Source organism: Kribbella amoyensis (assembly GCF_007828865.1).
Lineage (GTDB): Bacteria > Actinomycetota > Actinomycetes > Propionibacteriales > Kribbellaceae > Kribbella > Kribbella amoyensis.
The window spans coordinates 506,632-519,857 of the sequence record NZ_VIVK01000001.1 but is presented as its reverse complement, the minus strand read 5'-3'; the positions used below and the strand labels follow the sequence as shown (position 1 = coordinate 519,857).

Genomic DNA, 13,226 nt, shown 5'->3' with positions numbered 1-13,226 from the left:
GGTGGGTGTGATCACACCCACGGAGCAGCGCAACCCGAGGACGCTCGCGATCGATGCGGTGGGCACCACCGAGATCCTCGGGATGGTCAACGCGGAGGACGCCCGGGTGGCGGGTGCCGTCAACGCCGTCCTCCCCGAACTGGCCCGAGCCGTCGACGCCGCCGTCGAGGCGGTCCGCAACGGCGGCCGCGTGCACTACTTCGGCGCCGGGACGTCCGGCCGCCTGGCGGTCCTGGACGCCGCCGAGCTCCTCCCCACCTTCCACGCCCCCGCCGACCTGGTCGTGGCGCACCACGCCGGCGGCATGGAGGCGTTGCTCCGCGCCGTCGAGAACGTCGAGGACTCCGAAACCGGTGGCGCCGCCGACGCGGCCGAGGTGACCGACCGCGACGTGGTGATCGGCCTGGCCGCCTCGGGCAGCACCCCGTACGTCGCGGGTGCCCTCCGCGCGGCCCGGGCAGCCGGCGCCGTCACGGCCCTGGTGACGTCGAACCCGGACGCGCCGCTCGCCCCGCTGGCCGACATCGTGATCGCGGCCGATACCGGTCCCGAGGTGATCGCGGGCTCGACCCGGTTGAAGGCGGGGACGGCGCAGAAGATGATCCTGAACGCCTTCTCCACCACCCTGATGATCAAGCTCGGCCGTACCTGGTCGAACCTGATGGTCGACATGGTTGCCACCAACAACAAACTCCGCGGCCGGATGCTGAGAATCCTCGCCGAAGCCACCGGAGCCACCCCGGAGGCCAGCGCCGAAGCTTTGACAGCAGCCGAAGGCGAGCTGAAGCCGGCCCTGGTCCACCTCCTCACCGGAACCCCCATCCCAGCAGCCCGAGAAGCCCTCGCGGCCGCGGACGGTCGCGTGGCGGTCGCTCTGGGGACCTTGACGGCAACAGCCTGAAGAACCTTTGAGAGTCCTGCGCCGCTTACCCGGGTCGGTCGGCTGACTCGCACCGCGTGGCTGGGCACGCGAGGAAGCTCGCAGCAGGTGCTGGGGCCGGCGGTGCCTAGCGGCTCCTTGTGCGCCTGCCGGGTTGTTGGGCCGCCTGTGGTGTTGCAACACGTCAGCAAGCAAACAAGCCGCCATTGGCAAGCAACTTCACCCCGAGCTGCGAGCATGCACGCGTTCCCGGCCAGGCATCTGGGTCTGGTGGTCGGCTGCGGGTGGGGGCTGTAAATGGGTTCTGTTGGGGTTGGGGCGGTTCTAGAGTTTTGGGGTGCTTACTGCGGAGCGGGTTGAGGTTCGAGGGCCTGGGTTTGGGGAGTGGTATCGGGTTCACCGGGAGGCCCAGGACGAGGGGCGGGCCTATCCGGTGACCTGGAGTCAGGAGGAGATGTTCGTCAGCTTGAGCCGGGTGGACGGGTACTGGGAGCGGGAGATCTGGGCTGTCCGGGACGATGCCGGGGCGATCGCTGGGACCCTCCTGCTCGCCTTTCCGATGTCGGACAACACCTCGCGGGTCGAGGCTGGTATCGGGGTGCGGGCTGATGTTCGGCGGCGGGGGTACGGCGCCGCTCTTGCTCGTACGGCGGAGGAGCGGGCCACCGAGTACGGGCGGACCGTCGTCGTGAGTGCGTTGCCGGTGCCGTTCGACGCGGTGGGTGATACCCCTGGACAGGCTTTCGCACGGCGGTTCGGGTTGTCGGTGGCCAATGTCGAGGTGCATCGGGTGCTCGAGTTGCCGTTGGACGAGGGGTTGCTCGACGAGCTCGCCCAGGAGGCCGCTCGGTACCACGAGGGGTACGAGCTGCGGAGTTGGCAGGACCGGTGTCCCGAGGACCTGATCGATGCTTACGCGGCTTTGCAGGCGACGTTCAACCTGGAGGCGCCGCAGGGGGAGCTCGAGGTCGAGGCGCAGGCGTACGACGCGGCGCGGGTGCGGTCGACGGAGGACCACAGTCTGGAGCAGGGGCGGCACGGGTGGATGACCGTGGCGATCGCGCCGGACGGGACGCTGGCCGGGCACACCGAGCTGTACCACGGGGAGAACGACCCCGGGAACGTCTACCAGTGGGGCACGCTGGTGTCGCCCGCGCATCGGGGGCACCGGCTCGGGCTGGCGTTGAAGGTGCGCAACCATCGCGAGTTGCAGCGCTCCCGGCCGCAGCCGCTGGTCGCGCACACGTTCAACGCCGAGACGAACACGGCGATGAACGCGGTGAACGCGCGGCTCGGGTTCCGCCCGGTGGAGCGGGCCGAGGAGTGGCAGCGGAAGAACTGAGCGAAAGATCTCGTCGGAACCTCGGTTCGGCCGAGGTCCGGGCGCAGGTGCGGGTTCCCCTTCGCGGGAGCCCGCCTTTCTGCATTTCCTAACCTGCATCCCGCGTATCAGCGGTTTGATACGCGCCGGGATATTACCGATCGCAGCTTTTCCGAACGGAGCAGCATCGCTCATTCGGAGATAAAAGAAAAGCCATTCCGGGTGGTTCGCGAAGGGTAGCGGGTTCATCACTATCGGTCCATAGCGCCTCTGTCCGGTGGTGGCGTATGGTCGCGTCATCGCCAGGCCTTGGTGGGGGCTCTGGTCTTCGAATCCTTTGTGTACAAGGCGAACTCGGAGCCCGCATGACCATGGACGGTGCTGTCGTGGTGCCCGGAACCACCATGGGTGCCCAATGGGTCGACGACGTACTGCTGGCCGGACCGGCGAGCGACGTGTGCTTTTCGCTGCCCGCCCCCGTCGATCGTGGAACGCTGCGCCGGCTGGTCCGGGACCGACAGTCGGAGCTCGCGGAATCCGGTTTACGCGCGGGTGGTGCGGCGGCGTTGAGATTGCCACCGTCGATCGCCTTCGTGACGCATTTGCTCGCCGTCTGGCGCAGCGGCGGCCAGGCGATCCTGCTGGACCACCGGCTGACCGACTACGAGGTGCGCCGGGCGATCGAACGGCTGGTACCGCAGGTCGTGGTGTCGCCGCAACGGCCGGTTCCGTCGGGGTTGCGGACGTTCGTCGACATCGACACCGATGTGGCCAGCTACTCCGGTCACCCGGCCGGTACGGCGCACGCGGTGGTGCAGCTGAGTTCGGGATCGATCGGGCCGTCGAAGGTGATCGGCCGGACCAGCGAGGACCTGATCGAGGAGATCCTCCGGTACACCCGGATCGACGGCGTCCCGGTCCGTGGTGAGCGGATCGTCCTGCTGCCGTCGATGGTGCACGTCCTGGGCCTGGTCAGCGGGCTCCTCTACGGTCTGCACGCGGGCGTCGAGCTGGTCCCGCCGACGCGGCTCACCGGCGACGCGATCCTGCAGGCGATCGCGTTGTCCGAACGCCCAGCCACCGTGCTCGGCGTACCGGTCCACCTCGGCCTGCTCACGTCGGTCCAGGAGCCGCCGCGGCTCCCGCAGTTCAAGCGGATGACGACCGGCGGCGAACTGGTACCGGCTTCGGTCGCGCAGGCGTTCGAGGACAAGTACGGGGTCCCGCTCGGCAACATGTACGGGATGACCGAGGTCGGCGTCATCGGGACCGACCTGTTCGGCGAGCACCGGCCCGCGATCCGGCCCGTGCCGGGGATCGAGGTCCGCGCGGTCGACGGGGAGCTGCGGATCCGCCGGCCGGAGTCGCCGTACCTCGGGCCGTCGGATCCGGCGCGCTGGTCGGACGGCTGGCTGCGGACCAAGGACGCCGGCGTGGTCGACGACAAGACCGGGCTGGTGTCGGTCAAGGGCCGGCTGGACTCGCAGGTGTCGGTGGACGGGATGAAGGTCGACCTGACCGAGGTGGAGTACACGCTCGGTACGTTGCGTGGGGTCGAGGCCGCCGTGGTCGTCTACGACGGCGCGATCACCGCGTACCTGCAGCTGAACGAGCAGCGGGACGTGCCGGTCCTGGAGGGTGAGCTGGCCGGCCTGCTCGCGTCGTACAAGCGGCCGCGGAGCGTCCGGCTGCTCGATCAGTTGCCTCGGTCAACCACCGGCAAGCTGGTCCGCGACGCCACGGTCCTGCGCAAGGCGGCGCCCTGATGACCGGATCCCGGACTGCTCTTCACGGACCGAGGGTCACCCGGTCGGAGAGTGCTCGACGGAAGAAGTCTCGGCTGGGCGGTCGCGGGACCCAGTAGAGATTCAGGGTGGTCGTCCTGGCGTCGATGTGCGGGCAGCCGTCGACGCCGGGATCGAGACCCTGCTGGAGGCGGCGGCCGGGTTCGCGGTGGGCAGTGCCCATCCGGACCCGGCGGCCGCGCCGGACTTCCCCCGGCGGATCTTCTCGGCCACGAGAGGCGACGGCCTGGTGCGAACACCGAATCACCAATTGGTCCTCTTCGCGGGGCGAGAACTGGATCTGTAGGGGAGACCGGTCCGGACCTACGTTGACGGTATGACCAGTGCTTGCGACTCCCTGCCAGCCCCTGTCGCGCCGACCGCCGAGCGGCTCGTGACCGGCCGGTTCGGCCAGTTGCTGCTGATGGTGTTCGGGTCCGGGCTGAGCATGTACCTGCTGACCTCGGTCGTTCCGCTGTACCTGGCCGCGCACGGCTCGGGTGGCGTCGGCGCGGGGCTGTCCACCGGCGCGATGATGCTGTCCGCTGTCGCCGCCGAACTCGCGGTGCCCAAGCTGCTCGCCCGTATCGGGTACCGCGCGACCCTCGGGCTCGGGCTGGTCCTGCTGGGTGCGCCCGCACTGGTCCTGCTGACCACCTCCGCCCTGCCACTGGTACTGGCCGTCTGCGTGGTTCGCGGTGCCGGACTGGCGATCCTCGTCGTGGGTGCGGTGGCCCTGGTCGCGGAACTGACGCCGGCGCACCGTCGAGGCGAGGGCCTGGGCGTGTACGGTCTCGCGGTCGGGCTGCCGGCGGTCCTCGGTCTGCCGCTCGGCGTGTACCTGATCGAGGTGATCGGGTACGGCGGGCTGTTCGTCCTCGCCGCCGTTGCCTCGTTGGCCGGACTCGTCACGCTGCCCGCGATCCCTGGACGGGTGACCGACGTCGAGGAGCAGCACGTGAACGTCCTCGGTGGACTGCGCGGCAGCGGGTTGCTGATGCCGACCTTCGTCTTCGCCGCCGTCACCGTCGCCGCTGGGATCAGCGTGACGTTCCTCCCGCTGGCCGTTGCCGGGGACAACCATTCGCTGGTCGCCGCCGCGCTGCTGGTCCAGGCCGCCACCGCTCCCGCCGCGCGCTGGATCGCGGGCCGCTACGGCGACCGTGTCGGCCCGGCCCGGTTGCTCGCCCCGGCGCTGGTCCTGGCCGCCCTCGGTGCCGCCGCTTTGGTCTTCGTGGGCAGCCCGATCGCGATCCTGGCCGGCTCCGCCCTCTTCGGTACCGGCTTCGGCGCCGCCCAGAACCTCACCCTGGCGACCATGTACGACCGCGTTCCCAGGTCCCGCTACAACCAGGTGAGCGCGCTGTGGAACCTCGCGTACGACGGCGGCTGGGGGATCGGCGCGATCGCCTTCGGCGCCGTGGTCGCGGGCACCGGGTACCCCCTCGCCTTCGCCCTCACCGCCACCGTCGTCGCCCTGGCCATCGTCCCGGCGATCCGCGCAACCCGCTGATCCTTGAACTACAGCTTGTCCGAGGTCCCGGCGAACTCTCCGAGTCACGGCGAGGTGGTCAGAGTTTGCGGAGGCGGACCCAGCGGACGGCGTGGTCGGCGCCTTTGCGGAGGACCAGGGTGGCGCGGGAGCGGGTGGGGAGGATGTTCTCGCGCAGGTTGGGGCCGTTGATCGTGTCCCACAGCGACTCCGCCTTCGCGACCGCCTCGGCCTGGCTCAGTTCGCCGTAGCGGACGAAGTACGACTCCGGGTTGCGGAACGCGGTCTCCCACAGCTTGAGGAAGCGGTGCACGTACCAGCTGCGGATGTCGTCGGCGGCCGCGTCCACGTAGACGGAGAAGTCGAAGAAGTCGCTCACCGCCAGGCCGCTCTTGCCGTCCGCGTGCCGGGGCGCCGGTTGCAGGACGTTCAGCCCTTCCAGCAGCAGGATGTCCGGCTGCTCGACCGTGGTCCGGACGCCCTCGAGCCGGTCGTAGTGCAGGTGCGAGTACACCGGCGCCTCGACCGCGTCCATGCCGGACTTCACCTCGACCACGAACCGCAGCAACGCCTTGCGGTCGTACGACTCCGGGAATCCCTTCCGCAGCATCAGGTCACGGCGTTCGAGCTCGGCGTTCGGCCAGAGGAAGCCGTCGGTGGTGACCAGGGCGACCCGCGGGTGCTCGGGCCAGCGGGCGAGTAGTTCGCGGAGCAACCGGGCGGTGGTGGACTTGCCGACGGCAACCGATCCGCCGATGCCGATCACGAACGGGGTCCGGGTGGCGGAGTGGCCGAGGAAGTCCTCGGTGTCGGCGTGCAGCGCGCGGGCGTGCCGGACGTACAGGGACAGGATCCGGGACAGCGGGAGGTACACCTCGCGGACCTCGTCGATGTCGATCTCGTCCCCGAGACCGCGCAGACGCTCGATCTCCTCGGCGGTCAGCGGCGACTCGGTGGTCTCGGCCAGTTGCGCCCAGGCGGCCCGGTCCAGCTCGGTATAGGGAGTCACCTCCCGCGGCGGCTGCAGCATGGCCTCCATTCTTCCCACGCCCGTGCTGCCCTCCCACCCCGGCCCGGCGTGGTCTATGTCTCAGCCGGATCAAGGCCGCTGTGACAGAACGGTCGCTCATTGTGACCGATCGGCCCGGTCGATGGCTGTCGGTGAGCGCCGGCCGGCGGCGGTTAGTCTGGCGGGCATGGGACTTGCGGTGAGTGCGGCCGGATGATCGTTGGCGTAGGCATCGACGTGGTCGACGTCGAACGGTTCATGACCACCCTGGAGCGGACCCCGGGCCTGCGCGACCGGGTGTTCACCCCGGCCGAGGCGGTCCGCCCGCCGGCCTCGCTGGCGGCCCGGTTCGCCGCCAAGGAGGCGCTCGCGAAGGCGCTCGGTGCCCCGGCGGGGATGCAGTGGCACGACGCCGAGGTCCGGACCGACGACACCGGCCGGCCGTGGCTGGAGATCACCGGGACCGTCGCCGCGAAGGCCGCCGACCTCGGCGTCCAGAGCCTGCACCTGTCGCTGAGCCACGACGCCGGCATCGCGTCGGCGGTCGTGGTCCTGGAGGGCTGAGATGCGCCGCGCCCACACCGTCGAGCAGGTCCGGTCCGCCGAGGCCGACCTGATGGCGCGGCTCCCCGAGGGCACCCTGATGCAACGCGCCGCCGGTGGTCTCGCCGTTGCTCTCGGCAACTTCATGGGCGGGGTCTACGGCCGGCGCGTGGTGCTGCTGGTCGGCTCCGGTGACAACGGCGGCGACGCCCTGTACGCCGGGGAGAAGCTCGCGCGTCGGGGCGCGCAGGTCACCGCGGTCCTGCTGTCGGACAAGGCGCATCCGGCCGGTGTCGAGGCGTTGCGCCTGGCCGGCGGACGGATCGGCGATGCGGACGAGCTGGCCCACGCGGACGTCGCGGTGGACGGCATCGTGGGGATCGGCGGCCGCCCGGGTCTCAAACCCGAAGCGCTCGCCGCGGTACGCCGGGCCGAGCAGCACGGGGTACCGATCGTGGCCGTGGACGTCCCGTCGGGAGTGGACGTGGACACCGGTGAGACCCCGGCCGAGCACGTCCGCGCCGCGCTCACCGTCACGTTCGGTACGCACAAGGTCTGCCACCTGATCGACCCGGCCGCGTCGGCCTGCGGACCGGTCCACCTGGTCGACATCGGCCTCGACCTCCCGGACCCGGCGGCGACCGCGCTGCAGGGTCCCGACATCCGCGCGCTGTACCCGGTCCCGCGGGGCGAGTCGGACAAGTACTCGCGCGGCGTCCTCGGTCTGCTGGCCGGATCCGCGCAGTACCCGGGCGCGGCCGTGATCGCGACGTCGGGTGCCCTGGCGGGTCCGGTCGGGATGGTCCGGTACGTCGGGCCGGACGCGGTCGCCGCCGAGGTTCGCGCCGAGCACCCGGAGATCGTCGCGGGCGAAGGACGCGTCCAGGCCTGGGCGATCGGCTCGGGTCTCGGCGACGAGCTGGACCTTCCGCGGATCCGCGCGCTCCTGGACGCCGAGGAGCCGGTGGTCCTGGACGCGGACGGGCTCAAGGCGCTGGACGAATCCGGTGACCACGACGGGATCCTGGCGACGCCACATGCCGGTGAGCTCGGTCGGTTGCTCGGCGTGGAGCGGTCGGCGATCGAGGCGGAGCGGCTCAAGTACGCGCGGGTCGCGGCGGAGCGGTTCGACGTGACGTTCCTGCTGAAGGGGTCGACCACGGTCGTCGCGGCGCCCGACGGTCAGGTCCGGGTCAACACCAACGGGACGCCGTGGCTCGCGACCGCCGGATCCGGTGACGTACTCGCCGGGCTGTGCGGCGCACTCCTTGCCGCCGGCCTGAATCCGCTCGACGCGGGCAGCGTCGGGGCGTACCTGCACGCGGCCGCGGCCCGGCTCGCCTCGGCGTACGGACCGGTCACGGCGATGCGGATCGCCGGGGCGTTGCCCGAAGCCACTCGCCGCATCCTCGACCGGAGAGACTGAGTCTCGACAAGCTGGACCGGGCGTCGGAGGGAAAGCGCAACGCGGCTTGCTGTTGCGGGCTGTCGGGAGGGCGGGATAGGACGGAGAAAGCTGTGCCTCCACCGCCCTAGGAGCTCGCCCATGAAGCGCTTGGCCGTTGTGCTCGCCGTCGGTGCCCTCGTCGCCGCGATCCCACCCCCCGGCACGGCCCGAGCCGACTCCACCACGGAGACCACCACCACGAACGTCGGCACCACGAGGGACCAAGCGTCCACTACCGCGGAGGTCGCGCCCAAGACCGCGCCCACAACGACCGGGGCCGACACGCAGTACGTTGCGGACCCGGCGACCAAGATCCACGTGATGGGGGAGTGGGCGCATCCCGACGACGACACCAGCATCATCGGGCCGTGCGGCGTGTGGCATCAGCGGTACGGGGTGAAGTGCGGCGTGATCATGGTGACCCGCGGTGAGGGTGGTGGGAACGCGGTCGGGACCGAACTCGGGCCCGAGCTCGGCCTGCGCCGGGAGAACGAGGACCGGGTCGCGCACTACCGGTCCGGCACCGTGGACATCTTCAACCTGGACCGGATCGACTTCTTCTACAACCAGAGCGCGCCGCTGACGCAGTACTTCTGGGACGAGGAGGAGACGCTGCGCCGGGTCACCCGGGTGATCCGGCAGACGCAGCCGGAGATCTACATCGGGTTCACGCCGACGCTCGCGGCCGGGCACGGCAACCACCAGCAGGCCGGCCGGCTGATCTGGGAAGGCGTCCTGGCCGCCGCCGATCCCACCAAGTTCCCCGAGCAACTCCGCGGCCCGGATGCGCTGAGCCCCTGGCAGGTGAAGAAGGTCTTCTCCGGCGGCAGCACGGCCGGGACCGGCGGAACGACGACGGCGGCCGACTGTACGACCGGCTTCACGCCGACCGGCCAGGACGCGGTCGCCGGGGTGTGGACCGGGTACGCCTCGCCGTACAAGTGGCCGGCGGGCAATCTGCAGGGACAGCCCGCGGGGTCGGCGAAGAGCTGGCAGCAGGTCGCCGACGAGGGGCGCGCGGCGTACCCGACCCAGAGCCGGGTGATGTACCGCGGGACGTCGACGCCGGCCTGTCCGCGGTTCGGGATGACCCAGTCGTTCGTACCGTTCCAGCCGAACACGACCGAGAGCGGCGCGCCGAATCCGCGGGCCGGTCTGGACGAGGCGATCCTGTTCGGCGCGACCAAGCCCGATCCCGGTGGACTGCCGCTCGGGACCTTGCAGTACCTGACGTTCTCGCGCTTCCTCAACGTCGCCGGTGAACCCTTCCAGGCGACGGTCCACCTGAAGGCACCCCGTGGAAAGCTTGCCGTGGGCAACGTTGCGCTGACGGTTCCGTCCGGCTGGACGGTCGACGGGCCGAAGTCCGTCCCGGCACGCGCGGAGGCGGCCGTCACGTTCACGGTGACGCCGTCCGCGACCGCGCCAGTGGACCAGAACGCGAAGATCGCGGCGCGCTACACCACCTCGAGGGCGTCCGGGTACACCGACAACGTGGTCCGGATCGTCGCTCCCGCCGAGGGCCGGTTCCAGCGCTGGGGCAACTGGCAGGAGTACGACCAGTGGCTCGCGGACGTGGCTCCGCAGGCGACCCGGCTCGGCCGCTCGCCGGCGATCCAGTCGATGGGCGTCGGCCGGACGATCCCGGTTCCGGTCGTCGTGCACAACCGGTCGTCGAGCCCGCAGAGCGGTGCCGTCTCCCTGACGCTGCCGCCGAACTTCACCGCGGACGCGACCAGCAAGCCGTACGCCGAGCTCGCGCCGGGCGCCGAGACCACGGTCACGTTCCAGCTCGCCAACACCGACACCACCCTGCCCGCGACGCAGAACGTGGCCATCCCGATCACGACCACCTCGACCGGCGGATCCGGCACCGAGACGCTGACGTTGTCGCTGGTCCCGACGACCGCGATCGGCAAGGCGACGACGACCCCGACGATCGACGGGACGGCAACGCCTGGGGAGTACCCGGGGCCGACGCTCGACCTCGGCCGGATCTGGCAGGGCGCGAACGGGTGCACCGGCACCGACGACTGCGGTGTCTCCACGACCGGTGAGGGCAGCACCGCCAAGGTCAGCTGGTCCGACGACGCGCTGTACTTCTTCGTCCACGTGCGCGACGACTACCAGTCGTACGCGGTGACGCCGGCCGAGTGCGTCGGGCACTGGCAGGCCGACTCGGTGGAGCTGCTCATCGATCCGCGCGGTACGGCCTCGCAGGCGTTGATGGACACCGCGAACACGTTCAAGCTCGGCATCTTCCCGTTCAGCAACGGCGAGGGCAACGGGCCTTGCTGGTCGCGGGACGCCGACAACCACCAGGGCTACTCCAGCGGCTCGCTGGACACCGGCAACGCGCCCGGCGTCGAGGTCGCGTCGACGGCACGCTGGGTCGGCAGCAACGAGACCACGGTGCCGCACGCGTACACGGGCGGCGGGTACGACCTCGAGGTGAAGATCCCGCTCGCCGTCCTCCCCGCGGCCGTGGACCCCGCCAACCTGGGGCTGAACATCACCCCGTACGACAACGACGACACGTCCGCACCGGGGACGACGACGCTGCGGCACATCGACCAGAGCACCCGGCTCGGCTGGTCGGCGCTCGGCTCGGTCCAGTCCGACCCGTACCGGTGGGGGCGGGCCACGATGCCCGGGTACACCCCGCCCGCGGACCGGCCGACGATCCCGGCCCCGCCCGACGTCTCGAATCCGAACCTCAACGGGGCCCTGTCGCCGCAGACGATCGCGCAGTCGGCCCGCAACGGGGTACCGATCTCGGGCCGGATCCCGACCGACGACCTGCGCATCCTGTCCGCTCAACTCGGGCGCACCGGGCTCGACGTCCTGACGGTCTCGAGTGGTCCGGGGACGGCACGCGCGTTCCTCACCACTGGAGAGCTGGGTGCGATCCCGGTGTACAAGACGAGCTGTTCGCCGACCGCCGACCCGCCACCGGACTACGGACTCACCCCGTGCGCGGTGACCGACGGCGGCATCCCTGCCTGGTCACCGGACATGAGTGGGCACCTGGTCGAACAGGACGCCCGCGAACTCAAGCGTGGCGCCGAGCGCTGGACCATCCCGTTGACCGCGGCCGAGCGAGCGCGGTTGGCTGCCGACGGCAAACTCCTGCTCTCCTTCGAGACCCCGGCGAACCAGGTGCAGGCCTTCGACGTCCGGCTGAACCGCTGAGTCGGTCAGCGCGGGGCGGTGAGGTCGAGGCCCGAGCCCGAAGGGGTGCGCAGCCTCAACCGGTTCGCCTCGATCGTGAACGAGACCTCGCCCTGCACGGTGGCCAGGATCGCCTTCTCCAGGGCGGCTTCCTGGCCTCCGCAGGCGCGGCGGGTGATGGCGATCTCGCCGAAGGTCAGCTTGTCGCCGGTCCGCGCGACGACGCCCTGCAGGTCGTTGCACCCGGTCGATCCGGTGACCCGGCCGCCGTTCACGGTCAGGTACGCGTTCTCGGCGCCCGGGGTGGAGGCGGTCTCGCCGGAGATCAGGGTCTCGACCGTCCACCTGGTCCCGTCGAGCGGGCGATCGGGGTCGGCGGTCTCCCGGTCCGCGAGGACCAGCGTGGTCCCGGCGGCGGTGACGTCGAGGCGGCCGGCCTCGAGCTTCCAGGCCGGGTCCTGCTGCAGGAGCTGGGAGAGCCAGGTGTCCTGGGCGTGCCGGGGCGCGTCGCAACCCAGGTCGGTCATCGCGAGCCCGTCGCCGATCGCGAGCTTGCCGTCGTCCGTGGACACCTTGCCGCTCATCGAGTTGCAGCCGGCGTCGGCGAGCAGCCTGCCGTCGTCCATGAACTGCAGCCGGATGCGCGTGTTCGGAGCCAGGGTCTTCGGCTTGCCGTCCTCGGTCACCGCGGTCGACAGGTACGTCTTGCCCCGCAACTCCGCCGAACCGGGTGACGACTCGTCCCCGCACCCGGCGAGCAGGACGAGCGTGACCGCTGCAACCACCATCCGCATCCTCACACCCTACGGACGCCACGGGACCCGTCCGCGTTGCAGCCGGAGCCCGACCGGTGGGCTCCAGCTGGTCGTTGACTAGGGTTTCGCTGTGCTGGTGATCTTCGACAACGACGGTGTCCTGGTGGATTCGGAACGGCTCGCGAACACGATCCTGGCCGGTCTGCTGACCGAGGCCGGGCTGCCGTACACGTTCGACGAGGCGGTCCGTGACTTCATGGGCGGCAGCATGGTCTCGATGCGGCAGAAGGCGGAGGCACGGCTCGGCCGGCCGTTGCCCGCCGACCTCGAGGACCGGTACCACGAGCAGTTGTTCGCCGGGTTCGAGCACCTGCGGGCCGTTCCCGGGGTCCGCGAGGTCCTGGACCACCTGGATGCCGCGGGCACGGAGTACTGCGTGGCGTCGTCGGGCACGCATCGGCGGATCCGGACCGCGCTCACCACGGTCGGCTTCTGGGACCGGTTCGAGGGGCGCGTGTTCAGCGCGGAGGACGTCACCCACGGCAAGCCGGCGCCCGACCTGTTCCTGCACGCGGCGAGCACGCTCGGGGTCAAGCCGGCCGACTGCGTGGTGGTCGAGGACAGCCCGCTCGGCGTCGCGGCGGCCAACGCGGCCGGCATGAAGGTCTACGGCTACGCCGCCATGACCGACCCCGCCAAGCTCGCCTCCGCGACCGGCATCTTCCACCAGATGACCGCCCTCCCCACCCTCCTCGACGCCGCCTGAGACACTAGGTGTCCTGCATCGGCTGTGGCTTCGCGCTGCTGGCGCCCAGTCAGGCACC

The 13,226-nt window shown here is 70.7% G+C and carries 11 protein-coding genes; 9 read left to right on the top strand and 2 right to left on the bottom strand.

Translation table 11 applies throughout. From position 1 onward, the window contains the following. The first annotated feature begins 7 nt into the window (after positions 1 to 7). The 5 genes from murQ (at position 8) to FB561_RS02465 (ending at position 5,498) form a co-directional block, all read left to right on the top strand. Complete coding sequence (murQ, locus tag FB561_RS02485; protein ID WP_145802587.1) at positions 8 to 901, top strand: N-acetylmuramic acid 6-phosphate etherase; 894 nt, start codon at positions 8 to 10, stop codon at positions 899 to 901. Between the two features lie 316 nt (positions 902 to 1,217). Beyond that, positions 1,218 to 2,222 (top strand): GNAT family N-acetyltransferase, encoded by a 1,005-nt coding sequence (locus FB561_RS02480; RefSeq protein ID WP_272952525.1) that lies wholly within the window; start codon positions 1,218 to 1,220, stop codon positions 2,220 to 2,222. A gap of 344 nt (positions 2,223 to 2,566) precedes the next feature. Further along, the gene (locus tag FB561_RS02475) at positions 2,567 to 3,967 is read left to right on the top strand and encodes a class I adenylate-forming enzyme family protein (RefSeq protein WP_145802585.1); all 1,401 of its coding nucleotides are present in this window, start codon (positions 2,567 to 2,569) and stop codon (positions 3,965 to 3,967) included. A gap of 127 nt (positions 3,968 to 4,094) precedes the next feature. After that, positions 4,095 to 4,292: a hypothetical protein gene (locus FB561_RS38165; RefSeq protein WP_202880525.1), complete on the top strand. Its 198-nt coding sequence runs from the start codon at positions 4,095 to 4,097 to the stop codon at positions 4,290 to 4,292. Between the two features lie 30 nt (positions 4,293 to 4,322). Further along, entirely contained in the window at positions 4,323 to 5,498 is a 1,176-nt protein-coding gene (locus FB561_RS02465; protein ID WP_145802583.1) for an MFS transporter, read from the top strand. 58 nt (positions 5,499 to 5,556) lie between these two features. On the opposite strand, the gene coaA is transcribed toward FB561_RS02465, so the two are convergent. After that, complete coding sequence (gene coaA / locus FB561_RS02460) at positions 5,557 to 6,507, bottom strand: type I pantothenate kinase (RefSeq protein WP_420371339.1); 951 nt, start codon at positions 6,505 to 6,507, stop codon at positions 5,557 to 5,559. A gap of 192 nt (positions 6,508 to 6,699) precedes the next feature. Between coaA and FB561_RS02455 the strand changes: the two genes are divergently transcribed. The 3 genes from FB561_RS02455 to FB561_RS02445 all read left to right on the top strand — a co-directional run bounded on the left by FB561_RS02455 (position 6,700) and on the right by FB561_RS02445 (position 11,668). Beyond that, complete coding sequence (locus tag FB561_RS02455) at positions 6,700 to 7,050, top strand: holo-ACP synthase (RefSeq protein ID WP_145802578.1); 351 nt, start codon at positions 6,700 to 6,702, stop codon at positions 7,048 to 7,050. A gap of 1 nt (position 7,051) precedes the next feature. Then, entirely contained in the window at positions 7,052 to 8,455 is a 1,404-nt protein-coding gene (locus FB561_RS02450; protein ID WP_145802576.1) for an NAD(P)H-hydrate dehydratase, read from the top strand. Positions 8,456 to 8,575: 120 nt separating this feature from the next. Then, positions 8,576 to 11,668 carry a PIG-L family deacetylase gene (locus FB561_RS02445; protein WP_238334616.1) on the top strand — a complete coding sequence of 1,031 codons (3,093 nt, stop codon included), beginning with the start codon at positions 8,576 to 8,578 and terminating at the stop codon, positions 11,666 to 11,668. Positions 11,669 to 11,673: 5 nt separating this feature from the next. Here FB561_RS02445 and FB561_RS02440 read toward each other — a convergent pair whose 3' ends face one another. Continuing rightward, positions 11,674 to 12,435 (bottom strand): META domain-containing protein, encoded by a 762-nt coding sequence (locus FB561_RS02440; protein WP_238334615.1) that lies wholly within the window; start codon positions 12,433 to 12,435, stop codon positions 11,674 to 11,676. A 97-nt stretch (positions 12,436 to 12,532) separates the two neighbouring features. Here FB561_RS02440 and FB561_RS02435 point away from each other — a divergent pair, with 97 nt between their 5' ends. Next, the gene (locus tag FB561_RS02435) at positions 12,533 to 13,168 is read left to right on the top strand and encodes an HAD family hydrolase (protein WP_238334614.1); all 636 of its coding nucleotides are present in this window, start codon (positions 12,533 to 12,535) and stop codon (positions 13,166 to 13,168) included. Positions 13,169 to 13,226 lie beyond the last annotated feature (58 nt).